23 protein-coding genes and 1 pseudogene are annotated in these 26,102 nt (G+C 36.8%); 12 read left to right on the top strand and 12 right to left on the bottom strand.

The annotated features are described in order from the left end of the window. Positions 1-23: 23 nt before the first annotated feature. Complete coding sequence (locus ACKWCD_RS06220; RefSeq protein ID WP_413983082.1) at positions 24-1,880, bottom strand: DUF4270 domain-containing protein; 1,857 nt, start codon at positions 1,878-1,880, stop codon at positions 24-26. A gap of 5 nt (positions 1,881-1,885) precedes the next feature. Beyond that, the gene (locus ACKWCD_RS06225) at positions 1,886-2,695 is read right to left on the bottom strand and encodes a glycogen/starch synthase (RefSeq protein WP_413983083.1); all 810 of its coding nucleotides are present in this window, start codon (positions 2,693-2,695) and stop codon (positions 1,886-1,888) included. Positions 2,696-2,809: 114 nt separating this feature from the next. On the opposite strand from ACKWCD_RS06225, the gene panC reads away from it, so the two are divergent. The 5 genes from panC (at position 2,810) to radA (ending at position 7,593) form a co-directional block, all read left to right on the top strand. Beyond that, positions 2,810-3,655: a pantoate--beta-alanine ligase gene (gene panC, locus ACKWCD_RS06230; protein ID WP_413983084.1), complete on the top strand. Its 846-nt coding sequence runs from the start codon at positions 2,810-2,812 to the stop codon at positions 3,653-3,655. Positions 3,656-3,678: 23 nt separating this feature from the next. After that, positions 3,679-4,029: an aspartate 1-decarboxylase gene (panD, locus tag ACKWCD_RS06235; RefSeq protein WP_413983085.1), complete on the top strand. Its 351-nt coding sequence runs from the start codon at positions 3,679-3,681 to the stop codon at positions 4,027-4,029. A 2-nt stretch (positions 4,030-4,031) separates the two neighbouring features. Further along, on the top strand, positions 4,032-4,997 hold the full coding sequence (locus ACKWCD_RS06240; RefSeq protein ID WP_413983086.1) for a lysylphosphatidylglycerol synthase transmembrane domain-containing protein: 966 nt from the start codon (positions 4,032-4,034) through the stop codon (positions 4,995-4,997). A gap of 25 nt (positions 4,998-5,022) precedes the next feature. After that, positions 5,023-6,165 (top strand): alpha/beta hydrolase, encoded by a 1,143-nt coding sequence (locus ACKWCD_RS06245; RefSeq protein WP_413983087.1) that lies wholly within the window; start codon positions 5,023-5,025, stop codon positions 6,163-6,165. A gap of 66 nt (positions 6,166-6,231) precedes the next feature. Continuing rightward, positions 6,232-7,593: a DNA repair protein RadA gene (gene radA, locus ACKWCD_RS06250; protein ID WP_413983088.1), complete on the top strand. Its 1,362-nt coding sequence runs from the start codon at positions 6,232-6,234 to the stop codon at positions 7,591-7,593. Positions 7,594-7,696: 103 nt separating this feature from the next. On the opposite strand, the gene ACKWCD_RS06255 is transcribed toward radA, so the two are convergent. Further along, on the bottom strand, positions 7,697-8,737 hold the full coding sequence (locus ACKWCD_RS06255) for an aldo/keto reductase (protein ID WP_413983089.1): 1,041 nt from the start codon (positions 8,735-8,737) through the stop codon (positions 7,697-7,699). Positions 8,738-8,790: 53 nt separating this feature from the next. Then, entirely contained in the window at positions 8,791-9,552 is a 762-nt protein-coding gene (locus ACKWCD_RS06260) for an exodeoxyribonuclease III (protein ID WP_413983090.1), read from the bottom strand. 41 nt (positions 9,553-9,593) lie between these two features. Between ACKWCD_RS06260 and ACKWCD_RS06265 the strand changes: the two genes are divergently transcribed. Then, positions 9,594-11,771 carry a TonB-dependent receptor family protein gene (locus ACKWCD_RS06265; protein ID WP_413983091.1) on the top strand — a complete coding sequence of 726 codons (2,178 nt, stop codon included), beginning with the start codon at positions 9,594-9,596 and terminating at the stop codon, positions 11,769-11,771. A 2-nt stretch (positions 11,772-11,773) separates the two neighbouring features. Here the strand turns inward: ACKWCD_RS06265 and ACKWCD_RS06270 are convergent, their stop codons facing one another. Further along, a complete protein-coding gene (locus ACKWCD_RS06270; RefSeq protein ID WP_413983092.1) occupies positions 11,774-13,318 on the bottom strand; it encodes a glycine--tRNA ligase in 1,545 nt (514 codons plus the stop codon). Positions 13,319-13,354: 36 nt separating this feature from the next. Further along, positions 13,355-14,251, bottom strand: coding sequence for a hypothetical protein (locus ACKWCD_RS06275; protein WP_413983093.1), 897 nt, complete (start codon positions 14,249-14,251; stop codon positions 13,355-13,357). Positions 14,252-14,360: 109 nt separating this feature from the next. On the opposite strand from ACKWCD_RS06275, the gene ACKWCD_RS06280 reads away from it, so the two are divergent. Together ACKWCD_RS06280 and ACKWCD_RS06285 are read left to right on the top strand one after the other, a co-directional pair. Then, positions 14,361-15,017 (top strand): ComF family protein, encoded by a 657-nt coding sequence (locus tag ACKWCD_RS06280; RefSeq protein WP_413983094.1) that lies wholly within the window; start codon positions 14,361-14,363, stop codon positions 15,015-15,017. A gap of 41 nt (positions 15,018-15,058) precedes the next feature. After that, positions 15,059-16,675 carry an Ig-like domain-containing domain gene (locus ACKWCD_RS06285; RefSeq protein WP_413983095.1) on the top strand — a complete coding sequence of 539 codons (1,617 nt, stop codon included), beginning with the start codon at positions 15,059-15,061 and terminating at the stop codon, positions 16,673-16,675. Here the strand turns inward: ACKWCD_RS06285 and ACKWCD_RS06290 are convergent. Genes ACKWCD_RS06290 through ACKWCD_RS06305 form a run of 4 tightly spaced genes read right to left on the bottom strand, consistent with a single transcriptional unit; the run spans position 16,659 to position 19,224 of the window. Next, positions 16,659-17,435, bottom strand: a complete 777-nt coding sequence (locus ACKWCD_RS06290) for an amidohydrolase (protein ID WP_413983096.1) — start codon at positions 17,433-17,435, stop codon at positions 16,659-16,661. The two genes, ACKWCD_RS06285 and ACKWCD_RS06290, sit on opposite strands and share 17 nt — an antisense overlap. Before the next feature lie 9 nt (positions 17,436-17,444). Next, positions 17,445-18,062 (bottom strand): NUDIX hydrolase, encoded by a 618-nt coding sequence (locus ACKWCD_RS06295; RefSeq protein ID WP_413983097.1) that lies wholly within the window; start codon positions 18,060-18,062, stop codon positions 17,445-17,447. Between the two features lie 13 nt (positions 18,063-18,075). After that, positions 18,076-18,747 (bottom strand): DNA alkylation repair protein, encoded by a 672-nt coding sequence (locus tag ACKWCD_RS06300; RefSeq protein ID WP_413983098.1) that lies wholly within the window; start codon positions 18,745-18,747, stop codon positions 18,076-18,078. Further along, positions 18,748-19,224 (bottom strand): ankyrin repeat domain-containing protein, encoded by a 477-nt coding sequence (locus ACKWCD_RS06305; RefSeq protein ID WP_413983099.1) that lies wholly within the window; start codon positions 19,222-19,224, stop codon positions 18,748-18,750. 234 nt (positions 19,225-19,458) lie between these two features. Between ACKWCD_RS06305 and katG the strand changes: the two genes are divergently transcribed. The 4 genes from katG (at position 19,459) to ACKWCD_RS06325 (ending at position 24,623) form a co-directional block, all read left to right on the top strand. Further along, positions 19,459-21,669, top strand: a complete 2,211-nt coding sequence (gene katG / locus ACKWCD_RS06310) for a catalase/peroxidase HPI (RefSeq protein WP_413983100.1) — start codon at positions 19,459-19,461, stop codon at positions 21,667-21,669. Positions 21,670-21,852: 183 nt separating this feature from the next. After that, positions 21,853-23,670 carry a PAS domain-containing sensor histidine kinase gene (locus ACKWCD_RS06315; RefSeq protein ID WP_413983101.1) on the top strand — a complete coding sequence of 606 codons (1,818 nt, stop codon included), beginning with the start codon at positions 21,853-21,855 and terminating at the stop codon, positions 23,668-23,670. A gap of 12 nt (positions 23,671-23,682) precedes the next feature. Further along, on the top strand, positions 23,683-24,087 hold the full coding sequence (locus ACKWCD_RS06320; RefSeq protein ID WP_413983102.1) for a response regulator: 405 nt from the start codon (positions 23,683-23,685) through the stop codon (positions 24,085-24,087). 203 nt (positions 24,088-24,290) lie between these two features. Then, positions 24,291-24,623 carry a hypothetical protein gene (locus ACKWCD_RS06325; RefSeq protein WP_413983103.1) on the top strand — a complete coding sequence of 111 codons (333 nt, stop codon included), beginning with the start codon at positions 24,291-24,293 and terminating at the stop codon, positions 24,621-24,623. 6 nt (positions 24,624-24,629) lie between these two features. Here the strand turns inward: ACKWCD_RS06325 and ACKWCD_RS06330 are convergent, their stop codons facing one another. Both ACKWCD_RS06330 and ACKWCD_RS06335 read right to left on the bottom strand, forming a co-directional pair. Continuing rightward, positions 24,630-25,277: a lamin tail domain-containing protein gene (locus ACKWCD_RS06330; RefSeq protein ID WP_413984110.1), complete on the bottom strand. Its 648-nt coding sequence runs from the start codon at positions 25,275-25,277 to the stop codon at positions 24,630-24,632. Then, positions 25,272-25,996: pseudogene (locus ACKWCD_RS06335) on the bottom strand (DUF5689 domain-containing protein); the annotation flags it as partial. The pseudogene ACKWCD_RS06335 and the gene ACKWCD_RS06330, both read right to left, overlap by 6 nt. Positions 25,997-26,102 lie beyond the last annotated feature (106 nt).

The raw sequence follows: 26,102 nt of genomic DNA on the forward strand, positions 1-26,102 counted from the left end.
ATAACTCAGCCAAAAATTAAAGTTTAATTCGTCTCAGTGTAGAAAATTTCGAGTTTTAACTTCTTTTCATCTGTATTTGGCAAGTTGCTTCCGAATAAAACGGTTCCTAAGGGACTCAATACAGAAGCTGCTGGGAGGTCTTTTTCATTTCCATCAGCAAGCATTACGCTATTTGCTCCAGCAAGCCTAATATCAGGAGTGATAGTCAGCCCTAAGGTCGCGTTCGTAGAATCTCTTACGATTATGTCATTGATATAATCAGTTATTCTAACGGTATACCTTAAACCTTGACCATCAGATTCTTCCAACACACCATCATGATTTGGAAAAATACCTAAAGGTGTATTGACCTCGGTGACACCTCTTTCGGAGAGAGGATCGTATAATGGCGCATTTGTCTCAGCATTGTACAAATAAAGTCTTGGTGGCTCGATACTCATTGCTGGTATGGCTTCTCTATCGATAAAAAATACCAAATTGGCCTCATTAATAATCCAATCGTTTGCCTTAATTTCATTGATAAGTGTTTCAGCCTCTTCAATGTCCTCGTCAAACAATTTCACCTCCGCATATGAACCCGCACCACCCTTTAAATATATTTTTGAGGCGTTCTCTGAATTATTGAAAGCGTTTGTGATGTCAGCAGGGTAAGTTTCATTTATAAGAGTATTGACTGCATTACCAATAATTGGGTTATTTCCAGTCTGAGTAATAAGATTAAGCTCAAGGGTACCCTGAAGTTTTTCTATACTTTCGTCATCATTAATATTATCATACGAATAGTATACATTGATTTTGGCATCTGTTAAATCTAAAAAGAAAAGAAGGTCATTTGTTATTGGTGTAGCGGAGATATGAATTCCTCTAAAAAATTCTTTAAAATTTGAGCTGCTCAATAGTTCTGAGCCGCCTTCTTTGTCTAAAATATTTGCTTGAAAAAAATTATTTGCGACATCATTTAACTTCACTCTTATACCCGGATCTAGTTTACTTGAAATAGTGCCAGACTCATCTGCTTCAGTATCTGGGTCATCTTCTTCAACCACAAACAATATCTCTCGATCACTTATGATAGTATTTCCATCAAAAAAAACTTCTTCAGTAAAATCTGGTGAATATCTCTCATTGGAATAATACTGTTGTGCGTCTTGAAAATTTGACCCCGGATCAGCATCTCTTAGAAAGAAGGTTGATCTCTCCACTTTTAGATTAAATGATTGACCAAGAAAATTAGGTTCTGACTCGTTTTCTGATTTTTGATTGTTGTAATAGATACTATCTAATTCGAATCTTTCTGCAAAACGTCCTCCCAAAGTAGAATCGTCAACATTGTCATTATCGCCATCGCCATCTGTATCTTGATTTAGAGGATCAGTATTATTGGCAACTTCTATATTATTGGGGACTGTATCTCCATCACTATCATTTGCTGGGTCATTAGGAGCACTATCTAATGCATCTACTACACCATCATTATCGGTATCTATTTGACTATTTAGATAAGGAATATATATAAAGACACTATCAATTGTTTCATTCTCTAGGGTATTATTAGCCAGTTCATTTTGCTGAGTTAAATCTCCAAAAGTAGGGCCATAGGCACTTAGTTGTAGCTGTGAGGTGATGCTAGCCTCCGTTTTTCCATAAATAGGATCAGTGTAAACCCCTAATTGATAAATAGGCAGTTGATTGGTTTGTACTGCCTCTATTTTTTTGTTGAATGCAAACACATCATAAGTTACCTTATCTGTCGTAAAAGGCTCTCCCCCTATTACTCCATCGCCAATAGTAGTTAAATCTTGTTCACAAGAAGAAAAAAGCCCTACAACAACTAAAACCCCTGCCACGGCAAGAATTTTTAATCCTTTTAAAAAATTCATTTAGATTATTTTAAAACTTCGGTGTTATAAAAATTAGCATATGCTTCTTCAAATTCTTGCAAAGCAACATATGGTAACACAGGTTTTTCTAGGTTGGAAATATGGTTTTGTAACTCATCTGGAATTTCTTCCGAGGCTAAAATAACGGCATCTGAAAAATCTACCGCAACTTTTAACAAATTATTATAATCAGGGTTCTCAAGGGAAGTTATTTGATCAGCTTCAATACCATCAAAACCGATTCTTTTAATTATGCCTTTATCAAGAGCCCCATCAAAAGCTTTTCCGTAAACTGAAGTAACTATTTTGCTATCACCAAAAAGAGGTTCGTCGGCATAATACTTCTTCAAATAAAGCGGAAGAAGAGAAGCCAACCACCCATGAACATGAATAATATCTGGTGTCCAATTTAACTTTTTCACGGTTTCAACAACACCTTTGGCAAAAAAGATAGCGCGCTGATCGTTATCGGCAAATAAATTACCATTTTCATCAGTGAAAGTTGATTTTCGCTTGAAATATTCCTCATTATCAATGAAGTAAACTTGAATACGTTCACGTGGAATTGAGGCGACTTTAATAATTAATGGCATATCCATATCATTAATTACTAAGTTCATCCCCGATAAACGAATAACCTCATGTAGTTGATGTCTGCGCTCATTGATGTTTCCATAACGAGGCATAAAGATTCGTATTTGTCCTCCTTTACTATTAACCATACGAGGGGTTTCATATGACATTAGGGAAACTTCATTCTCTGGAAGGTAGGGCACTAGTTCAGAAGATACAAATAATATCTTTTTACCGTTCATACAAGGTGTGTTTGATTTTGTGTTCTCTTAAAATTTAAGCGTAGCTGCAAAATTACAAAAATTATGTAGATTAGCCGTAATTATAGTAAGTTTGCTGGGTTTTAAATAAATTTCATGGTACTTACTCAGACCAAAAAAGAGTTGGATGCAATTCTTTCTTCTTTTAATTCTACCAATAATTTGGGTTTCGTACCCACTATGGGCGCTCTTCACAAAGGTCACATAGCTTTAGTTCGTAAGGCGGTGTCTGAAAATAAAAATGTGGTAGTAAGTATTTTTGTTAATCCCACACAATTCAACAACAAAGAAGATCTAAAAAAATATCCTAAAACTTTAGAGTCAGATATTTCTCTCTTAAAAAAAGTGTCCGATTCAATTTGTGTTTTTGCACCTAGTGTTGCGGAAATTTACAGCAATTCTATTAAAACCAACGTCTATAACTTTGACGGATTAGATAAAGTTATGGAAGGGGAGTTTCGTGATGATCATTTCAACGGTGTTGGTACCGTAGTCGAAACCTTACTCAACTTAGTGAAACCAGATCGAGCCTATTTCGGAGAGAAAGACTTCCAGCAACTACAGATCATTAAGAAAATGGTTGATTTAAAGAAGATTCCTGTCGATATTATTGGCTGTCCAATTGTCAGGGAACCTAACGGGCTTGCTATGAGTTCTCGAAATGAAAGACTCTCTAAAGCAATGCGAAAAGAAGCAGCTCTTATTTATAAAATATTAAAAGCTGCCAAAAAGAAATTTGGCACAAAAAGTGCTAATTATATATTGGAATGGATCGAAAAACAGTTTCAAGAACATACTGAATTTGATCTTGAATACGTTACCATTGCCGATGTTGATACCTTGACCCCAATTCAGAAAAAAGAAAAAAACACTAAATACAGAGCTTTTATTGCTGTTTACGCCGAAAACGTGCGACTAATTGACAATATAGCGCTTAACTAAGCTCAATTAATTAACTTTGCCCTATGCAAATTGAAGTTGTAAAATCTAAAATACACCGTGTAAAGGTAACTGGAGCAGACCTTAACTATATTGGCAGTATAACTATTGATGAAGATCTTATGGATGCCGCTAATATTATTCAAGGTGAAAAAGTACAAATCGTCAACAATAACAATGGCGAACGCTTAGAAACCTACGCCATTCCTGGCCCCAGAGGCAGTGGAGAAATCACTTTAAATGGTGCGGCATCGAGAAGGGTTGCTGTCGATGATGTCTTGATTTTAATAACCTACGCTCGAATGGATATTGAAAAAGCCAAAACTTTCAACCCCTCTTTGGTATTTCCAAATGAAGAGAATAATCTTTTGAACTGATTTTGAATAACGGTTTAAAAAAAATATTAAAAACACTACTCCCAATTGCATTGGGAGTTTTTTTAGTTTGGTATCTCTACGATTCTACAACTAGCGAACAACGCAGTATGATTTGGAATCAGATCAAAAATGCTGACCCATACTGGATTGGTCTATCTGTTCTAATTGGCGTGTCAAGTCATGTATCGAGAGCCATCAGATGGAACTATCTTTTAGAACCTCTTGGGTACAAAGGTTCTATATTGAATAATTCAATGATGATTTTTACAACTTATTTGGCAAACTTAGGTGTACCTCGTTCAGGAGAAATTCTGCGCCCTACAGAGTTAGCAACCTATGAAGGTGTGCCCTTTGAAAAAGGTTTTGGCACTATTGTTACCGAGCGCATAGTAGATGTGATCATGCTGTTGATAGTAATTTTTATTTCAATACTATTTCAGGCTGATTTAATTCTAGGTTTTCTCAATGAAGCAGGATTCGGAATCTACGCAGGCCTAGCCATTTTAATAGTAGGAGTAATCGGGCTTGTGGTAACAATTCAAATTGTGAAAAGATCAAAATCGCCTTTTGCCCAAAAAATCAAGGTATTCTTAACAGACATGCTTGCTGGCATTACTAGTATTTTCAGAATGAAGTATAAATGGGCCTTTGTTTTTCATACACTTTACATCTGGTTTGCATACATCGCTATGTTCTACGTTATAAAATATACAGTACCAGAAATGGCGCATTTAGGTTTGGGTTCAATGTTAGTTGCTTTTGTTGGCGGAGCAATAGCCATGACCACCACAAATGGAGGTTTTATTGCCTACCCCGCTTTTGTAAGTAAGTCGCTGGAAATATTTGGTATTTCTGCTGTCGCTGGAAACGCGTTTGGATGGATTATGTGGATTGCCCAAACCCTTATGGTTATTGTATTTGGTGCAATATCTTTTCTCTTATTACCGTTATTAAATCGAAACCGATAGCCATTACTATCAAAGCCAATTTACCATGCAACGTTTATTTACCATTTTCGCCCTTTTTGTTTGCATTAACATAAGCGCACAAGTAACTCAAGAAATTTTCGAATCATTCAAGTTACAAGAACGTCGAGATGTTCAGTATTACATTCCTGAGGATTATGATGCGGAAAAGAAATATCCATTAGTTATAGTTCTTGATGGAGAGTATTTATTTGATCAGGTGGTTGCAAACTCGAAGGTATATAGCAGGTTTCATGGAATGCCTCAAATGATAGTTGTTGGTATTAATCAAAGCGAAAATAGTATTCGATTAGATGATTGTGCATGGAATGAAGAGGATGGTTTACCAAGTGAAAAAGGAAAAAAATTCTTCGAATTTCTGGGCATGGAGCTTATTCCGTATCTTGATTTAAATTACAGTACGGCACCTTTCAAAATGATCGTGGGTTATGATGTCACTGCCAACTTTCAAAACTATTGGTTATTCAAAGAAAATTCTCTCTTTAACGCTTATGTAAACATATCACCGACTTTGGCTCCTCAAATGGAGAGTAGAGTCGCTTCAAGACTTGGTGCATTTAACAAGCAAATTTTTTATCAATTAATTCTTGAAGGAGAAAAAAACAGAGATACCCCTAGAGTTCTTGAAATGAATAATGCTATAAAAGCCATTGAAAAAGAGTCATTACATTACTTTTTTGACGAATACCCCGACGCAGATCATATTTCAATTGCCACTTATGGAATAGGAAAAGCTTTTGACAATATTTTTGGAATGTTTAAGCCTATTAGTCCGAAAGAATACAAGAATGAGATATTGACCTCAGAAGAACCTGTATTCGAATATCTCGAAAACAAATACAAAACTATAGAAGATCTCTTTGGTATTTCAAAAACTGTCGATTTAAATGATGTCATGGCCATTTATGCCGCAACTCGAAAAAAGGATGATTTTGAATCATTAAAACCACTTTCTGATTTGTGCAAACTAGAATTTCCAGGGACCATGTTGGGCTTTTACTTTGAGGGTGAGTACTTAGAACTTGCGGGAGAGCCTAAAAAAGCACTTAAAACTTTTGAAAAGGCCTTCATTATGGATGAGATTGATTTCTTGACCAAAGAAATGGCTTTGGAAAAAATTGATGCACTCAAAGCCGATTTTGGGTTTTAAAAATTTATCACTCAAACCTTTTCAAACTTCTTGTTACCTTTAACGCCTAACTTCAAAAATGAAGTAATGGCCAAAACAAAAACAGCATTTTTCTGTCAAAACTGTGGTACACAATATGCCAAATGGGTCGGACAATGTTCTGCTTGTAAAGAATGGAATACCGTTGTCGAAGAGGTAGTCCAAAAGGAAGATAAAAAAAGCTGGAAGCCCGCTTCAAATAGCACAAGAAAAATTGCTAAGCCTCTACGAGTAAATGAAATAAGCACCGAAAAGGAAATTCGCCTTAATACATTCGATCTAGAATTCAATCGTGTTTTGGGAGGTGGATTGGTTCCTGGCGCACTAGTTCTTTTAGGCGGTGAACCCGGAGTTGGTAAAAGTACTTTACTACTTCAGATCGCGCTAAAGCTTCCTTATAAGACCTTGTATGTTTCTGGTGAAGAAAGTCAAAAGCAAATCAAGATGCGAGCTGATCGAATTCATCCGAACAGCGAGAATTGCCTTATCCTGACGGAAACAAAAACTCAAAACATCTTTCAACAGATAGAAGCCACTGAACCTGATATTGTGGTCATTGATTCAATTCAAACTTTACATTCTGACTATATCGAATCAGCAGCCGGAAGCATTTCACAAGTTCGTGAATGTACCGCTGAACTTATCAAGTTTGCAAAAGAAACCAATACTCCTGTAATTCTAATTGGCCATATCACCAAAGATGGTTCAATTGCTGGACCAAAAATTCTTGAGCATATGGTTGATACAGTCTTGCAATTTGAAGGAGACCGAAATTATGTTTACCGAATACTCCGAGCTTTAAAGAATCGGTTTGGGTCGACAGCAGAATTAGGAATCTATGAAATGCAAGGAAGTGGATTACGGCAAGTTAATAATCCATCAGAAATACTAATTTCAAAAAACGATGAGGGATTAAGTGGTACAGCTATCGCATCAACAGTTGAGGGCATGCGACCTTTAATGATTGAAATTCAAGCTCTGGTAAGCACGGCTGTTTATGGTACTCCTCAAAGGTCCACAACGGGTTACAATGCAAAAAGGCTAAACATGCTTTTAGCAGTATTGGAAAAAAGAGCGGGCTTCAAATTGGGTGCCAAAGATGTGTTTTTAAATATTACTGGAGGCATTTCAGTTGACGACCCTGCCATTGATTTGGCGGTAATAGCAGCTATTTTATCAAGCAATGAAGACATCCCCATAGAAAAGGGGGTTTGTTTTGCTGCAGAAGTTGGCTTAGCAGGAGAAATACGGCCCGTTCAGCGTGTAGAACAACGTATTCTAGAAGCTGAAAAATTGGGCTTCAAAACCATCTACGTATCTAAAAACAACAAAATCGGACTCAATAATTCGAAGATAACTATCGAATTAGCGTCTCGAATTGAAGATGTGGTTAGTGGTTTATTTGGTTAGCGTTTGTCCCTCATAATTCTAGCCAAAATCATAAATATTACAATTACAACTAAAATCAGTCCAATTTGCCAAATGCCTATTTTAAGAAAGTACGTAGTCATCCTTACGGCGCTGGATTTGGAATTTCATTATGAATAGCCTCTATTCCCTCTAAAACTTCGGCACTTAACTCAACATCAATACTCGCAATATTTTCTTCTAGTTGTTTCATAGTAGTTGCTCCAATAATATTACTGGTCAAAAAAGGCCTTGTGTTGACAAATGCAAGCGCCATTTGAGTTAAAGACAAATCATTAGCTTGTGCTAGATCATAATACTTCTGAGTGGCGATTACCGAATTACCTTTGATATAGCGATTGTAATTTGGAAAAAGTGCCAAACGTGAGTTTTCAGGAAGTCTATCTCCTAAGTACTTCCCACTTAAAGCTCCAAAACCAAGCGGCGAGTATGCCAAAAGCTTAATGTCTTCTCGCATGGCAATTTCAGATGAACCAATTTCAAATTGACGGTTTAGTAAACTATACGGATTTTGAACTGTAATCATTCGAGGTAAACTTGCATGAACTTTACTTTCTTCAAGGTAGCGCATAATTCCCCATGGGTTTTCATTGCTTATTCCTACCTGCCGAATTTTACCTTCACGAATTAAATCTCTTAAGGTCTCTAAAACCTGATGAATATTATCTTGCCAATGGTCATCTGCAGAATGTTGATATCCTCTTTTTCCAAAGTAGTTTGTGTTACGCTCTGGCCAGTGAAGCTGATACAAATCAATATAATCAGTCTGCAAACGCTGTAAACTACCTTCAACTGCCTCAATAATAGAATCTCTTGAAAAACCAGTAGTTCTAATAAATTTGGCAAAAGGAGCTTTACCAACGATTTTAGAAGCTAAGACAATCTTATCGCGGTTGCCATTTTTCTTAAACCAAGTACCAATAACCTTTTCGGTCAGCGAATGACGATCGGGGTGCGCAGGAATAGGATACAATTCTGCAGTATCAAAAAAATTAACCCCATTCTCAAGGGCATAATCCATTTGTTCGTGACCTTCTGCTTCGGTATTTTGATTCCCCCAAGTCATAGTGCCCAAACATATTTTGCTTACTTCTATGTCAGTGTGAGGTAGGTTGGTATAAATCATAAAGAATTAAAAAAATTAAGGGGCAAAGTTACAAAAATTAAGAAAGAGCGTTATCAATCTAGCTCAACCAAAATAGGACAATGGTCGCTATGTTTAGCTTCCGATAAAATTACAGAACGCTTTAATCGATCTTTCAAAGGTTCAGCTACCATAGCGTAGTCTAATCTCCAACCTTTGTTGTTATTTCTGGCATTGGCGCGATAGCTCCACCAGGTATAATTATCAGGTTCTTTGTTGAAGTGCCTAAAACTGTCAATGAATCCGCTTTTCATTAAATTACCAATCCATTCTCGTTCAACCGGTAAAAAACCAGAAACATTCTTAAGCCCCACAGGGTTATGAATATCTATTGCTTCATGACAAATATTATAATCTCCCAAAACAATAAGATTTGGCTTTTCATTTCTTAAATCATTAAAGTACTCTTGAATCTCAGCCATGTAATTTAGCTTGAAGTCCAAACGATCCATGTTACTTCCAGATGGCAAATACATACTCATGATGGAAAGGTCTCCAAAATCTGCTCTAAGGTTTCTTCCTTCAAAATCCATGGTTTCGATTCCTGTTCCGAATTCAATATGGTCAGGTTTGGTTTTTGATAGAATGGCAACACCACTATATCCCTTCTTTTGAGCACTGTACCAGTAATTGTGCGCATATCCTGCATCCTCAAAAACCGACAAATCAAGTTGATCTTCTTGAGCCTTAATTTCTTGTAAACAGATTACATCAGGATCTACAGATTGCAACCATTCAATAAAACCTTTTTTTAATGCAGCACGTATACCATTTACATTATAGGATACTATTTTCATCTTCCAATATTTTGCCCGAAAATAAGCAATGTTATCTTCAAGTGAAAGAAACATTCGAGAATCGACCTATTCGAAACATCATCGTAATTCAGTTAACGAAATACGGTTTTAAAATCTTATTTTTAGATTTTATTTTAACTTCCATGAGGGTTCTTTTCCTGATTTCACTTTTTTGTCTTTGTACGGCGCATGCGCAAAACCCCATTGAAAAAGATAGTATTACACAACTCGATGAAGTTATTCTCTTAGATGCCTTAAAAAAGAAAAATGCAACAGGAATAACACCTTCAGAAGTTATTTCAGCCAAAACATTTCAGAATTATAGTCCAGTTTCTATGGTTTCTGCCATCAATCAAATTCCAGGAGTATTCATTTTTTCGGGAGCTTTAAATACCAATCGCATTACCGTAAGGGGAATTGGCGCCAGAACCCTTTTCGGGACTGACAAACTTCGAATGTACTATGAAGATATTCCGGTTACGGATGGGTCAGGGTTTTCATCCATAGAACAATACGACCTTGAAAACCTAAGTCAGATTGAAATTATAAAAGGTCCAAAAGGAACTTCCTATGGTTCGAATTTAGGGGGAGCAATTATTTTAAGCCCAAAGGAAGCCTTGGGTAAATCGACTAACTTTTCAAACAATTTTACTGCAGGTTCATTCGGACTTTTAAAAAACAATCTCTCTTTCAATCATTATGATGGTGAACTGCGTTTGGGATTTCAATACGGCCATATGGAAACCGATGGTTATCGTCAAAATAGCAATTTTGAACGAGATGGTATGCTTTTGAACGCCTCCTTCCAACTCAATGATAAAAACAAAATTTCCCTTTTGGCAAATCATATTGACTTCAGGGCGCAAATTCCAAGTTCTTTAGGGGCAACGGCTTTTGCCGAAGACCCACAGCAGGCGACATTTACTTGGCGGGTATCGCAGGGTTTTGAAGACAATAATTCCACATTAGTTGGACTTTCTTATGCTCATAAATTCAATGAAAAATTCGAAAATTCAACTAGTATATTTTATAATTATTTGGATAAAACCGAAGCTGCACCTTTTGGAATTTTGAATGAAATCACCAAGGGTTTTGGATTTCGTACACGATTTTCAGGGGCGTTCAGCTTATTAGAAAAAAATGCCGACTATACCTTTGGAGCTGAACTTTTTAAGGATGAATACGATTGGGACAGATTTAAAAATCTTTGGGAAGAGAATAATGGAAATGGAAGCGTAAAAGGGGAATATGTTAGTCGCAATAAGGAATTTAGAAGTCAGTGGAATGCTTTTGGAACGTTGCTGCTCCCTTTTTCTTCAAAGTTCTCAGCCCAATTTGGGCTAAACATTAACCAAACTCAGTACGATTACCGCGACCTTTTCAATTCTGGAGCTGAGAACAAAAGTGCTGACCGGAATTTCAAAGCCATTCTACTACCCAGTCTGAACCTCGAATACGCTTTTTCTGAAAACCAGATAGTATATGCAAACCTAAGTCGTGGATTTTCAAATCCCACTTTAGAGGAAACCTTGACTCCTGATGGAGTAGTTAATCCAGATATAGCTCAAGAAACGGGGACAAATTATGAACTAGGTACAAATCTATCTTTGGATGAAGGACGGTTTACTATAAATCTTGCCATTTATCAAATGAACATTAAAAATCTTTTGGTTGGTGAACGGATTGACGAAGATCAATTTGTTGGGAAAAACGCTGGCAAAACAAGTCACAGAGGATTGGAAATCGGGTTGAATTATACTTGGACTATCTCAGAAAACTTTCAATTATCTCCTTTCGTCAACTTCACATTAACCGACCATAATTTTGTAGAATTCGTTGATAAGGAAAATGATTTTTCGGGAAACCAACTTACAGGTGTTCCCAAACAACGCAGAACTGCTGGAATACAATTACACCTTTTTGAAAACTTCTATTGGAACACCACCCATTCACATGTGAGTGAGATTCCCTTAACGGATGCCAGTAATTTATTCAGTGAACCATATACTATTTTCAACACTCGAATGGGTTATCTTAAGAAACTCTCCGAAAAGTTTACAATTGGAGTCGACTTCGGAATCAATAATGTATTAGATAAAGTTTATGCCCAATCTGTTCTCATCAATACACGAGGTTTTGGAGGTGGCGAACCTCGCTATTTTTACCCTGGTGATAAGCGGAATTTTTACGGTAGTATTCGGTTAGGATATAAGCTATAAGACTACTTCATTTTCATCAACCAAGTCTTCATATCCACTTCTTTATGAATAATCAACTTGAGTTCTGAAATGGCAACTCGCTGTTGTTCCATGGTATCTCGGTGACGAATCGTTACTGTTTTGTCTTCTAACGATTGGTGATCAACCGTGATACAAAACGGTGTTCCGTTAGCATCTTGTCTTCTATATCGACGCCCTACTGCATCTTTTTGGTCGTAAAGCACATTAAAATCCCACTTTAAATCGTCAATTATTTCATGAGCCAATTCTGGCAATCCATCCTTTTTAACCAATGGAAAAACAGCGGCTTTTGTAGGAGCTAAAACAGCTGGTAATTTTAGAACTGTTCTTGTAGTTCCATTTTCCAATTCTTCTTCTTGTAGTGAATTTGAAAAGACTGCTAAAAACATTCGATCCAGACCGATAGATGTTTCTACCACGTAGGGTACATAGTTCTTATTCTCATCTGTATCGAAATATTGTAATTTTTTACCTGAGAACTCTTGATGTTTTGAAAGGTCGAAATCCGTTCGAGAGTGTATTCCCTCCAACTCTTTAAATCCGAAAGGAAAACGAAATTCAATGTCAGCGGCCGCATCAGCATAATGCGCTAATTTTTCATGGTCATGAAAACGGTAGTTATCTTCTCCCATTCCTAAAGACAAATGCCATTTCATGCGATGCTCTTTCCAATGCTCGTACCAGTCTTTTTGAGTACCAGGTTTGATAAAAAACTGCATTTCCATCTGTTCGAACTCCCGCATTCTAAAGATAAATTGACGTGCTACTATTTCGTTTCGAAACGCTTTTCCTGTTTGAGCAATTCCAAAGGGTATTTTTAAACGACTAGTTTTCTGCACATTCAAAAAATTTACGAAAATACCTTGCGCAGTTTCAGGGCGAAGGTATAGGTCCATTGCCGTCTCGGCGGAAGCGCCCAACTTTGTTCCGAACATCAGATTGAATTGTTTGACGTCCGTCCAGTTCTTAGATCCTGACATTGGGCAAGCAATTTCAAGTTCTTCGATTAGCTTTTTTACATCTGCTAAATCTTCGTTCTCCAAAGATTTTCCCAGACGTTTTAAAATAGAAGTTGCCTTTTCTTGATAATCAACCACACGCTGATTGGTTTCCAAAAATTGTTCCTTATCAAAAGCATCTCCAAATCGTTTGGCGGCTTTTTTGACTTCTTTGTCAATCTTTCCTTCTATTTTGGCTACATAGTCTTCAACCAAAACATCAGCACGATATCTTTTTTTTGAGTCTTTATTATCAATTAAAGGGTCGCTGAACGCGTCAACATGGCCTGAAGCTTTCCAAGTTGTGGGGTGCATAAAAATAGCAGCATCCAACCCAACAATATTCTTATTGAGTTGCACCATGGCTTTCCACCAATATTCCCTTATGTTCTTTTTGAGTTCAGCTCCGTTTTGCGCATAATCATAAACTGCGCTCAATCCGTCATATATTTCACTTGATTGAAACACGTAGCCGTATTCCTTTGCATGTGAAATTACCTTCTTAAAATCATCTTCTTGTTTTGCCATGCGGCAAAAATAGAATAATGAAGTGATTTAATAAACTTATTTTAATTGGAATTCAGAAGTCTGAAGTAGACGTTGATCTTCAAAAACATTTAAGATATAATCACCAGACTCTAAAGACCCTTCAGGTATAGTAACATAATCAACCACTTCAGTTTGAGAACCAGAAAAGTCAACAACGACTCGCTTGCTATAAATGTTTCCATTTACATTTATCGTGTTCGCATTGTCTTCAATTATACCCATATTTGGCCCTAAGAATTGAAAGTAAAGTACACGTTCTTGATTGGCCAAAGAAGCATCTGGAGCAATAAGTACTCTACCTTTCAATCTCTTGACCGTAGATGCTTTATTTGTTTGAATAGGTTTGCCAGATCGAATTCTGATAGCAGTGCCCTCAGTTGTTTCTAGAACTAGATACTTTTTAGTTTTAAGCTCTTTGTTAATATCTTGAATTTTATCTCGCTTTAAAGCCTCTGCTCGTGCCAACGCGGCATTGGCATCACGTATCTTTTGAATTTCGTTTTGAGAAGCTTCATACTTTTCGGCAAGCTGCATATTATTGTAATTCAAGAAGTCATTTTTCAATTTCAAACTGTCATTTTTAGCCTCAAGTCTGCGAAGTTCTCCTTTAAACTCTCTTAGTTTTTCAATTGTGAAGTTGAGTCTTCCAACCGAATCAATTAACTGTTGAACACGATATCTTGAAGATTGAAGTTCAATGTCGTTAACCTCATCAAGCGCTGAAAGTCGGTCTACATCAGCCTTCATAAGTGTTAAATCTTTTACAAGAAGCTCCTTTTCATGTTCAAGAAAATTTATCTGTGCCTTTGATTGCGAATAACTGTAATAAAAGGCAATCAGAATGCCAATAACAACAGCGGCTAAAGCGGCTAGTATTAGTTTGTAATTGAATTTGGTATCTTGGCTGTCCATCAGAAAGAAACTAAGGTTTTAAAAGTAGGTTATAAACTATAAATTTTAAGATTTGATCACAAATCAGTTTTCAAAGATACTAAATGATATCACCAACACGCTCCTACCTATGGTCTGTTTTGGATGTAATACCCATTTAAATAGAAGAGAAGAACACCTATGTACCGTTTGTCGAAATCATTTGCCACTCACCGATTATACCTTTAACGATGAAAACCCCATTGACCGTATTTTTTATGGCCGAATTCGAATAAAAAAAGCCAGTTCATTCTTATTTTTCACAGAAAATAGTATTGTTCAAAGCTTAATTCATCATTTAAAATATAAAAATCAAGAACAGATAGGTGGTTTTCTAGGAGATTGGTATGGTCAAATCTTAAAAGAAAACCAGTTTTTAGATAAAATTGACATTGTAATACCCGTTCCTTTGCACAAAAAGAAACTAAAAAAAAGAGGATATAATCAAGTTTCAGAATTTGCCAAGCATTTGGCACGTCATCTTAATGCCGATTATTTCGATGATATTCTTATTAAAACCGCAAATACCAAAACACAAACTACAAAGGGTAGAATGGGGCGATGGTTAGAGAACAATGCTTTATACACATTGTCTGATGTTGTTAGCCTAAAAAATAAAAATGTGTTATTGGTTGATGACGTAATTACTAGCGGTGCCACTATGGAAATTTGCTCAAAAGCTTTACAAAAAGCGGAAGGAGTTAATGTCTATCTTACTAGTATGGCTACCGTACCTCAATTTCAATAATCTGTAAATTAGTCGTTTCTTTGTGATTGACATTTATTGCTATGTTTCAACGTTTCTTAAGCGCCCTTTTTTTTCTACTAATATTAGTATCCTTAGTTCATTGCGGGAGACGAGGTGGAACCTTAACTGGAGGTCCAAAAGATTTGGACCCACCTGTTTTATTAAAAGCGGATCCTGAAAACCTATCTATAAATTTTAAAGCAAAAAAAATTCGTTTATATTTTGATGAATATATAAAACTTCAAGATATACAGGATCAACTTATTGTATCTCCACCTTTAAAGTACAGACCTGAAATTACACCACAAGGAGGGGTTCAAAAATATGTTGAAATTAAAATCAAGGACACTTTAAAATCTAATACCACTTATACTTTAAATTTTGGGCAAAGTGTTCAAGATAACAATGAGGGTAACCCAGTTCCTTTTTTGACCTATGTTTTCTCCACAGGAGATTATATTGATTCATTGGAAGTTTCAGGAGTTGTGAAAGATGCATTCAATAAGAAAGTTGATGAATTTATTAGCGTAATGCTCTATGAAATTGATACCGCCTATACAGATTCAACACTATATAAAAAGCCCCCTAACTATATCACTAACACCTTGGATAGCACCGTAATTTTCACACTTAAAAATTTGAAAGAAGGAAAGTATGCTATGTTTGCGATAAAGGATGAGTCGAAAAATAACATTTTTGATCAAAACACTGATAAGGTTGCTTTTTTACAGGATACAATTACCCTTCCGACCGATTCGACATACCTGTTGACATTATTCAAGGAAATTCCAGATTATAGTGCTTCAGTGCCAAATTTTGCTGCTAAAAATAAAATTGTATTTGGCTACTACGGTGGTGATGAAGAAATCGAAATTAACCCTTTGACTGTAATTCCGGATACGGTAAAAACAAGAATCCTAAAAGAAAAGGACAAAGACACTTTAAACTTTTGGTTTACCCCTTATGCCGTTGATTCAATGATGTTTACAGTTAGCAATAAAAAGAAAATGGTGGTTGATACCTTCACAGTTAAAAGCAGAAAAGTGGGTATCGACTCTTTGAAAATAGAGCCTAATCAAACCGGAGGTTTAGACTATAATACTCCTTATTTTTTGACAGCCAATACGCCTATTGTAAATATCGATACTGCCAAAATGAAGATGACTGTCAGTGACTCAATTCCAAAGAATTTTAAGGTTGATTTTGATAGTATTTCAAATAAATTGGATTTTGATTTTGAAATTAAGCCCAATGAAAGTTATTCTTTGAACTTATTCCCCGGAGCTATAATAGATTTGTTCGAACAGACCAATGATACCTTAAGTTATGGGTTGGCTACAAGGGGTTTTGAAAACTACGGTGTTCTAAGGTTGACCCTAGCGGGGAAAGTAGAATACCCCGTTATAGTGCAATTAACCGACGAAAAAGGGAAGACGAAACTTGAAGTTTATGCCACAGAACCAAAGCTTTTGGAATTTAACAATATCGAACCATCAAAATATTTAATTCGGGTTGTTTTCGATAAAAATGAAAATAAAATTTGGGATACCGGTTCTTTTCTAAAAAAAATTCAGCCGGAAAGAGTCATCTATTTTCCCGAAGCAATCGATGTTCGAGCCAACTGGGAGTGGGAGCAAACTTTTACAATAACAAATTAAACTCATCGCCATCTTCTAAGAACTTGAGTTTATTCCTTGTTGAATTAATATGTTCTTTAGACAGCTTAGCATAAACGATTTCCTCTTTTTCCGAATAGGCCTTCTGTTCTCCAAGAACATCATAAACCGCAGAATGACCTGAGTAGTAATGTCCTGATTCGTCGCTTCCGATTCGATTTACGCCGATGCAATAGCTCATATTTTCAATTGCCCTAGCTTTCAATAAAACATCCCAAGCATTAATGCGTGGTTTGGGCCAATTTGCAGCGTAAATCAATACATCATAATCTTCTGTATTTCTTGCCCAGACAGGAAATCTTAAATCGTAACACACCATGGGGCAAATGTGAAAACCTTTATACTCAACAATTAGCCTTTCAGAACCTGCTTTATATACTTTGTCCTCCCCAGCCAAAGTAAATGTATGACGCTTATCATAGTGATGGTAACTGCCATCAGATTTCACAAAAAAAAGGCGGTTGGTATAACTTCCGTTTTCATAGAATGGAAGGCTTCCTACTAGTGCAGCGTTTTTTTCTTCAGATACTTTTTGCATCCATTCCAAAGTATGTTCGCCTTCTTCCCTACCAAGGTTTTCAGGATTCATAGTAAATCCCGTGGTAAACATTTCTGGAAGGATTATCAAATCGACATCCGTAGATATTGAAGCAATCTTTTTCGAAAAATTAGTTCTATTCTGTTCTGGGTTTTCCCAAATCAAAGAAGATTGTACTAGTGCAACTTTGAGTTCTTTATCCATCCCATAAAATTAATCAAAATATACATCAGCTTTCCCCTTTGCCAAGGAGAATAAATGCTCTAGCTGTGATTTCAAAATACGGTCTTCAGAAAGTTCAGGAAGATTATCCAACGGAAAAAAGTCCGCTCCTTGCATATCAAAACCATGTGAAAGTTCACCACCTGTAATTTTGCAAAAGAACATCAACTTATAAATATAATATTGCTCTGGCGGATGTGGATGACATCGCTTGTCGTAAATCGCAAGCAATCGAATAATCTCAGTATCAAAGCCCGTTTCTTCTTTGATTTCTTTTAGGACTGCCTCGGAAGGAGTATCACCGATATCGGCCCAACCACCGGGAATGGTCCATTTGTCATCAACGCTTTCTTTTACCATTAAGATTTCATTCTTTTCATTTAAAACTAAGCCGCGAACATCGACCTTAACTGTAGGGTATTCTGTAACCTGTGAAAAGGAAGTTGTGAGTTTTTCGACTGATGTTTCAGTTATCTCAGCCATTAAACCCAAAACAATCTGCTTAATTTGATCATAACGCTCTTTGTCATATCCATTCTCTGCATATACCAAGCCCGTATCAGCCAAGGCTTTCAATCTCTTAAGCTGCTCTAAAGTAGCACGCGCCATTTATTCTTCTTATTTATTTGATAAGCCTAATAGCTTCTCTTCTGCTCAAACTAGACAAAGGTTTATTGTGTACATAGTCTAAAACCCATTCTGGATTTACGCGACTATAGTCTCGCAACACCCAACCAATGGCTTTGTTTATAAAAAACTCATTTGAGCCTAATAGCCTTGTAATGGTAAACGCCAACAATTCTGTATCAAGTTCTTCTTTATATTTCAATTGAAAGAGTAAGGCCGAACGTTGTAGCCAAATATTACCAGACTTCAACCACTTCTCAAGATAGTGTCTTCTTTTCTCTGGATACTTTTTCAGGTACGCGCCCATTAACTTGGTTGCTATAAAATCAACAGTATCCCACCATGATTTATGAGTAACCATAAACTCGAAAATAGCCATATCTTCTTCCTTCATCTGGCTCGAATATTTAAGCATCAGTTCTTGTGCTACGTAGTGGTAATCACGTTGTGGTTTATTCCATAAAACTTTGACTATTTGAATGGCATCGGTCTTCTTAGGTAAAAACTGTTTGACTAAAAATGGTTTTTGAATTTCTCTCCTTTGGGCTGTTTTGATTCCGTAATACTCAAATTGACCACGCATATACGCTTTTTGCTCAACAGCAATTTTAGGATTTGCATTTTTTTCAAATTCTAAGCTTAGCGTATCAACGAAATCTTCAATCATTTAATGGGTACTTAACAAATCAATAAGCTCTGGAGCACCTTGTAGTTTGGCATGATCGAGAGCGGTATTACCCCTTCCATCTTTTATCGAAACATTGGCACCATTTTCCAATAGGATTTTAGCAATATCAAAATGCTTGAAGTTTACCGCATATATTAGGCTTGTTGCTCCCATGGCATTTCGCTCGTTCACATTGGCTCCTTTTTCAATTAATAGCTTTGCCCCTTCAGTAAAACCCTTGAAGCAAACTCCCATCAGAGCAGAATTTCCAGAGGCATCCTTTTCATCGATTTTTGCCCCATGCCTTAAAAGCAAATCTGCAATTTCAGTGTGGTTATAATATGTTGCCAAAATTAATGGAGTTGAACCTCGTTCATCTTTAGTTGTCGTAAGGGAATCGTTTTCGACCAGCATCTTACCTACGGCTTCCATATTTCCATTACGAATTTCCTCAAAGAAAGCTTTGCTATTTTCCATAGATTTAAAAGTATAAAAAAAGTGTTATATCCTGAGGTAAAACTGATGAACATCAGTCGATAATTTGATTTTTTCAAGTACCTTGGAATCCCTTCCAGAATTTCGAGGGAAACTATAGATATTATCAATACTAAAATAACTCAAAACAAGATTCTCACTATAGAGAGCTACCGACAATTTGATAACTTTACGTAACTACTAAGAAACAATCATTTAATAAATAATATATATAAAATGGGAACAGGAGATGCAAATAAATGTCCTTATCTAGGGGGCGAAATGAATAACGCAGCAGGTCAAGGAACCACTAATAATGATTGGTGGCCTAACCAATTAAAATTGAATGTACTACGTCAAAATTCAGAATTATCAAATCCGATGGAAGAAGATTTTGATTATGCTAAAGCATTTGAATCTTTGGATTTAGCAGCGGTAAAAAAAGACATCGTAGAAGCTCTAACTACTTCTCAAGATTGGTGGCCTGCCGATTATGGTCATTACGGTCCGTTTATGATTCGTATGGCGTGGCATAGTGCCGGAACTTATAGAATAGGAGATGGTCGTGGTGGTGCTGGTTCTGGTTCGCAGCGTTTTGCCCCATTGAACAGCTGGCCAGATAATGGTAACCTTGACAAAGCTCGCTTGCTGTTATGGCCTATCAAAAAAAAATACGGAAAGAAACTTTCTTGGGCTGATTTGATGATTCTTACCGGAAACTGTGCTTTGGAATCAATGGGTTTTAAGACTTTTGGTTTTGCTGGTGGCCGTGAAGATATTTGGCAACCGGAAGAGGATATTTACTGGGGATCAGAAGAGACATGGCTTGGTAATTACGAGCGTTTCTCCCAAGGAGATTATGTTTTGGAGGCTAACCTCGGTGCTTCTCATATGGGGCTCATATATGTAAATCCTGAAGGACCAAACGGAGTTTCAAATCCGTTAGGAACTGCAAAATTAATGAAAGAGACCTTTGGGCGTATGGCGATGAACGATGAAGAAACCGTTGCTTTGACTATTGGTGGACATACTTTCGGAAAGGCTCACGGTGCTGCTAATCCTGATGAATATGTTGGCGCAGAACCTGCTGGCGCAAGTATCGTGGAGCAAAGTATGGGATGGAAGAACTCTTTCGGAACTGGTGTACTAGATGATACCATTACTAGTGGTATCGAAGGTGCTTGGACGCCCAACCCAACCCAATGGGACCATGACTATTTAAAAGTACTATTAGATTACGATTGGGAGCCCACGAAAAGTCCGGCTGGTGCAAATCAATGGCGACCAACGACTGAATCAACGGCGAAGCAAGCACCACGTGCTGGTGATGCATCTCAAACACAATCGTTGATGATGACCGATGCCGATATGGCACTAAAAATAGATCCTGATTACCTGAAAATATCGCAACGTTTTCGTGAAAATCCTGCAGAGCTTGAAGATGCTTTTGCAAGAGCATGGTTTAAATTAACGCATAGAGATATGGGTCCTAAAAATCGTTATTTAGGTCCTGAAGTTCCTGCTGAGGATTTAATTTGGCAAGATCCACTACCTAAAGTGGACCACGAATTAGTGAATGATGCTGACATTGCCGAACTGAAAAAGCGCCTTTTGGCTTCTGGCCTATCTATTTCCCAGTTGGTAACCACCGCCTGGGCCTCAGCTTCAACCTATCGTGATTCAGACAAAAGAGGTGGTGCTAACGGAGCACGTATTCGATTAGAGCCCCAAAAGAATTGGGAAGTAAACAATCCGATGGAGCTTTCAAAAGTTCTTGAAGTATTAGAGGGAATTCAGAACGAATTCAATTCGGGACAATCAGGAAACAAGAAAATATCATTGGCAGATTTAATCGTACTCGGCGGAAGTGCTGGTATTGAAGAAGCTGCAAAGAATGGAGGTCACAACATTGAGGTGCCTTTCTCAGCTGGTCGTACAGATGCATCTCAAGAGCAAACGGATACCTATTCGTTTGAAGCACTTGAGCCAGCTGCTGACGGATTCAGAAATTATAAGAATGCAGATTATAAAGCCTCTGCAGAGGCTTTATTGGTAGATCGTGCCCAATTGATGAAGTTGACTGCTCCTGAAATGACAGTACTAATTGGTGGTATGCGTGTTCTTGATACAAATTTTGACAAATCTAGACATGGGGTTTTAACAGACCGTCGTGAAGTATTGAGCAATGACTTCTTTACAAACCTTCTCGATTTAAGTGTGAAGTGGGAAGACACTTCGGCTGATGAAACCTTATTCGCTGGTCGTAATCGAACGACTGGAGATATTAAATGGACTGGTACTCGTGCTGACCTTATTTTTGGTTCGAATACAGAACTCCGTTCTTATTGCGAAGTATACGCATGTGATGATTCTGGAGACAAATTTGTAAAAGACTTTGTAGCCGCATGGACTAAGGTGATGAATGCAGATCGTTTTGATTTGAGCTAAAACTTAAGTACAAATATTTAGAAAAAAGGGTGGTCTCTTCCGAGACTACCCTTTTTTTGATCTAACTATTATCGAACCGAGAATTTAAAAATCAATAAATCATAATTTAGTTTTTTTTAACTACATTGAATGTAGAATTTACTTACTTTTAATACATAACCATTCGAACCAAATTTTATTGCCTTGCATAATATTTCCTTTACGCACTTAATAGAAGATTCCCCTACCGCCATTGCCTCTTTCGATACAGATTTAAAGCTTGTCTTACACTCTCATTTTTGGTATTCCACATTTCAACTTCCTCAGCACAATTTAAAAGGAAAAAAAATCTCTGCTATGCTTACAAAAGCCGGTTCAGAATTGGATAAAATATTTATGGCTACGTTAAATGGGTTATCGCATCGAATAAGAGAGCAAAAAATAATTTTAAATGATTCAAGTGTCAAATGGTTCGACCTTAGAACACTTCCAATAAAAAATGATGAAGGCTTAATAGTCGGCTTGCTCGTTTCTGCAAATGATGTAACTGAAAGAAAAAGAGAAAATGATCTACTGAAAATGACTAAACAGGTTTCCTTAACAGGTGGTTGGGAAGTGAACTTAATTACAAAAGCGTTTTATTGGACAAGTGTAACGAGAAGTATTTATGAGGTATCTGATGATTTTATCCCAGACATAAATACAGCCGCTTCTGAATTCTTCAAAGAAGGTATATCAAGAGAATCCTTGATCAGGGCAAGACAAGCAGCTATCGAAAAAGGTACACCTTTCGATATCGAAGCAGAGCTTATTACACCAGCAGGAAACGCGAAATGGGTTCGTATAAAAGGAGAACCTGAATTTAAAAATGGCACATGTTCTCGAATTTTTGGTGCAATTCAAGATATAAATCAGTATAAAATTGCAGAATTACAATATCACCAAGAAGCAGAACGCTTGAAACAAGCTACCCAAGCATCAGAGGTAGGCACTTGGCAACTCTCATTGCCATCTCGAATCGCTGTCTGGGATGATACTTGTTTCAAACTTCATAATATCGACAAAACTACCTGTGCTAGTATTTATGATAGCTGGGTCTTGGCATTGCCTCCAGAAGTTCTTCAAAATGTCATTACGGAAGTATATTCAAAATATACGCAAAAGGAGAAAACAAGTATTGAATACCAAGTTGTAAATCCCGATAAAACGTTAAGAGATATCCGTGCTATTGTTACCTTTTTGAAAATTGAAAATAATTTTGAGGCACAAGCAATTGGTATTGTGATGGATGTTACCAAAGAAAAGGAAGCTGAGCGCAAGCTTCAAGAATTCGCCAGAATACGAAAACAACAAAATGAACATTTGACCAGTTTTGCACATATGGTATCTCATGACCTTCGTGCACATTCAACTAACTTATCAATGGTAGCCAATTTTTTGGTCGAAGAACAAGACAATGAAGAAAAATTGAAACTGATGCAAATGCTTAAAAATGCAACTGACAGTTTGGTGAATACAGTTAGTAATTTAAATACCGTGGTGCAATCCAGTACAGAATTACCTGGGCAAATCACCCAACTAAATCTTTTAGATGCGATACTGCGGACTCAAAGTAACATTAGTTCACTGCTGCTAGAAAAAGAAGTGAAATGTCTTGTAGACGTTTCAAAGAATCATACCGTTAAGGCCCTACCAGCATATTTGGATAGTATTCTCTTAAATCTGTTTACGAATAGTATTAAATATGCTTCTCCTGAAAGAAAACCACTAATAAAGATAAGTTCAAAAATAAGGCGAAGCTGTTTAGAACTTTCTTTTGTTGATAACGGCAAAGGTATCAACCTTAAAAAACATAGCAAAAGTATATTCGGCATGCATAAAACCTTTCATAGAAATAAAGATGCAATGGGAGTTGGCCTCTATCTCACAAAAAATCAGATTGAAAGTATTGGTGGAAAAATATCAGTGGAAAGTGAAGTTTCAGTGGGTACAACTTTTACGCTTGAATTTCAAACTAATTAGAAAATAAACTGAATGAGTTCAAAGATTGGTGCTGTTTATATCGTCGATGATGACCCGATAATAGTTTATTCCATGAATCGGTTGATGATGGAGATGAATTTTTATGAGTCTCTTAATACGTTTGAAAATGGAAAAAAAGCAATTGAAGCCTTACAAATGGCGCATGAATCTGACGAAAACCTTCCGGATATTCTGTTTCTTGACTTGACCATGCCTGAAATGAATGGTTTTGAATTCTTAAATGAACTCAGTAAAATGGATTCAAAAACAAATGGTTTTCAACAAATACGAGTTATCGTAATTAGTTCGTCAGTAAATCCCCGAGAGATTGAAAAAATCAACTCCTACCCTATGGTTGAGAAGTATATTGTAAAACCCCTAACACCATCTGATTTAAAGCAACTAATAGAAATTTAATCGACTTTTCAGTTCTTAACTGAAAGTTGAAACCAATGAAAATTATACTTTAGTTTTCGAAATAATAAGATAATTGCAACTTATCGATGAAGTCTTTAAAAAGCAGTAATGGCAGTAATTTGTTAATAGCATCGCTATAAATTGTTAATAAATATCTCTTAAACAAGAAGAAACGATTTCTCTAAATTGTGTAATTTCCTACTATGGAAATAGTATCTAAAACCAAAAAAGGTCCCAAAAAGATAAAAATTTCCCCCCAACCTCAAAAGTGTTCCTTCTCAGGAAGCACTGCGGATTTTTATGTCGGTCTTTCTGGAATAAACGATAGCAGCTCCAATGTACGCATTGTTGGTGCGGTGCGTAGTGACTTGGTCGAAACTGCTATCAACAAACTGCTAGGTCAAGGTTCTGACGGAATCAAATGGCCGGTTGTACTCGATATGAAAAAGAAAATTCTCTTTCATTCTCATGAAGCTTATGAAAATGGTACATCAGCCATTCTTGGTTGGAAAGCATACTTTTCAAAAGTTTCCTAACACACGCTAATTACGAATTCCTGGAGTAAAGTCTTCTGGTGCATTTTTAGTTTCTTTCGTAGTTCCTTGTCCACCTGTATCATTAAAAATTCTCCACTCGTCAAAAGTATAAATCGGGTTTGCTTCCTTGACTTTCACATTTCGAACTGCTCTACCATCTTCAAACTCATGATTAGTGTTGGACCCATCTTCACCAACTACCCCAAAAACATCAATTACGGTTCCTAAAGGGTCAACCAATTGAAGGTTATCATCTCCATTTGAGTCTGCAGGACTGTTCACCCCAACAGCCATGTCTGGTTGAAAGCCATATACTTTTTCGAACTCCATTGCATTAGGTGAAATAATGAGAGTGCTTTCTCCCTCAATGGTAAATCCTGATAAATCGATTGTGGAACTGACTTCAATATTATCATTTGTATAACGGAGAAGTTTCCAGCCATTCAAAAGTAGTGGTTCACTTGCCGAATTGTACAACTCCACAAATCTGGCTTTAGAATTGTTATTCGGGTCTGCCAGTTCACTTATAAATATCTGATTTGATGTGAACTCGGTAATGATTTCCGCGCAGCGCTCTTCGGTAAAATCTATATCGTTGATACTTCGAATAGCCAGTCTAAAATTATCCTTCTCCCTTAAAAGAATTCCTTTTATTGTGCCGTTCCCAGAAGGTAAAAGTTCAGATTGAAAATCAGAGAAACCGCTATTCACGAGTGGTAAAGTATTTCCATTACAATCTATAAGTGTGCGTTCTGTTTCTTCCCTTTCTATGGCGAAAGACTCCCCTAATTCTTCATCTGTTATCTCTACTCCATTGATTTCAACCAACGTATTTGTTAGACTTTGATTTAGACTTTCGATAGATACCGAAGTAGGTTGTATAGCAACTTTTTCTTCGGAAAGAAAATATGTTTGTCAATAACTGTAGCTGGAAGTCGGCCGACGGAGACATTTCCAAAAGAAGTAAAAACTCCTCCAATCTTAAAAACATCTTTGCTTTTGCCCAAATAAAGTCCTTTTAATTTAATGTAGATTTTACTCCCCATAGGAAAGAATAAATGCGAATCTCGAGCATCGATTTCTATTTGAAATCCTTCATTAGGGTTCGCAGGTTTATCTTGAAAATGAAGCACACTAAAAAAGTTCCCCATTTCATCTGAAGAAGTTACGTTACCCTCAATTACCAAGTCTTCCTGTATTTGGAAGGTTTCTCCTTGAAATCGATTTTTTACATCTGAGTATGTTGTGTTTGCAACTAAATCTGTATTTCTAGTATTTTCTGGCGAATTGAAATGTCGGTCTTTGACACAACTCAGTAGAATAATAGCTATACCTGCTACAAACCAGATTCTAATTTCTTGTGTTCTTTTCATGATTTCATTTTTTTACTCCCCTCCTTTTTCAAGGAGGGGAATGAATCCGCCAATTGGCGGAGAAAGGGGTGGTAAAACCCAAATTAACAGCTCAGCACCAAACTTT

The organism is Maribacter taeanensis, assembly GCF_047345145.1.
Lineage (GTDB): Bacteria > Bacteroidota > Bacteroidia > Flavobacteriales > Flavobacteriaceae > Maribacter_C.

What these genes read in the sequence shown, in the direction of transcription:
- ACKWCD_RS06220 (WP_413983082.1), bottom strand. Translation starts at nt 1,880, where the DNA reads ATGAATTTTTTAAAAGGATTAAAAATTCTTGCCGTGGCAGGGGTTTTA.
- ACKWCD_RS06225 (WP_413983083.1), bottom strand. Translation starts at nt 2,695, where the DNA reads ATGAACGGTAAAAAGATATTATTTGTATCTTCTGAACTAGTGCCCTAC.
- panC (WP_413983084.1), top strand. Translation starts at nt 2,810, where the DNA reads ATGGTACTTACTCAGACCAAAAAAGAGTTGGATGCAATTCTTTCTTCT.
- panD (WP_413983085.1), top strand. Translation starts at nt 3,679, where the DNA reads ATGCAAATTGAAGTTGTAAAATCTAAAATACACCGTGTAAAGGTAACT.
- ACKWCD_RS06245 (WP_413983087.1), top strand. Translation starts at nt 5,023, where the DNA reads ATGCAACGTTTATTTACCATTTTCGCCCTTTTTGTTTGCATTAACATA.
- radA (WP_413983088.1), top strand. Translation starts at nt 6,232, where the DNA reads ATGGCCAAAACAAAAACAGCATTTTTCTGTCAAAACTGTGGTACACAA.
- ACKWCD_RS06255 (WP_413983089.1), bottom strand. Translation starts at nt 8,737, where the DNA reads ATGATTTATACCAACCTACCTCACACTGACATAGAAGTAAGCAAAATA.
- ACKWCD_RS06260 (WP_413983090.1), bottom strand. Translation starts at nt 9,552, where the DNA reads ATGAAAATAGTATCCTATAATGTAAATGGTATACGTGCTGCATTAAAA.
- ACKWCD_RS06270 (WP_413983092.1), bottom strand. Translation starts at nt 13,318, where the DNA reads ATGGCAAAACAAGAAGATGATTTTAAGAAGGTAATTTCACATGCAAAG.
- ACKWCD_RS06275 (WP_413983093.1), bottom strand. Translation starts at nt 14,251, where the DNA reads ATGGACAGCCAAGATACCAAATTCAATTACAAACTAATACTAGCCGCT.
- ACKWCD_RS06280 (WP_413983094.1), top strand. Translation starts at nt 14,361, where the DNA reads ATGGTCTGTTTTGGATGTAATACCCATTTAAATAGAAGAGAAGAACAC.
- ACKWCD_RS06285 (WP_413983095.1), top strand. Translation starts at nt 15,059, where the DNA reads ATGTTTCAACGTTTCTTAAGCGCCCTTTTTTTTCTACTAATATTAGTA.
- ACKWCD_RS06290 (WP_413983096.1), bottom strand. Translation starts at nt 17,435, where the DNA reads ATGGATAAAGAACTCAAAGTTGCACTAGTACAATCTTCTTTGATTTGG.
- ACKWCD_RS06295 (WP_413983097.1), bottom strand. Translation starts at nt 18,062, where the DNA reads ATGGCGCGTGCTACTTTAGAGCAGCTTAAGAGATTGAAAGCCTTGGCT.
- ACKWCD_RS06300 (WP_413983098.1), bottom strand. Translation starts at nt 18,747, where the DNA reads ATGATTGAAGATTTCGTTGATACGCTAAGCTTAGAATTTGAAAAAAAT.
- ACKWCD_RS06305 (WP_413983099.1), bottom strand. Translation starts at nt 19,224, where the DNA reads ATGGAAAATAGCAAAGCTTTCTTTGAGGAAATTCGTAATGGAAATATG.
- katG (WP_413983100.1), top strand. Translation starts at nt 19,459, where the DNA reads ATGGGAACAGGAGATGCAAATAAATGTCCTTATCTAGGGGGCGAAATG.
- ACKWCD_RS06320 (WP_413983102.1), top strand. Translation starts at nt 23,683, where the DNA reads ATGAGTTCAAAGATTGGTGCTGTTTATATCGTCGATGATGACCCGATA.
- ACKWCD_RS06325 (WP_413983103.1), top strand. Translation starts at nt 24,291, where the DNA reads ATGGAAATAGTATCTAAAACCAAAAAAGGTCCCAAAAAGATAAAAATT.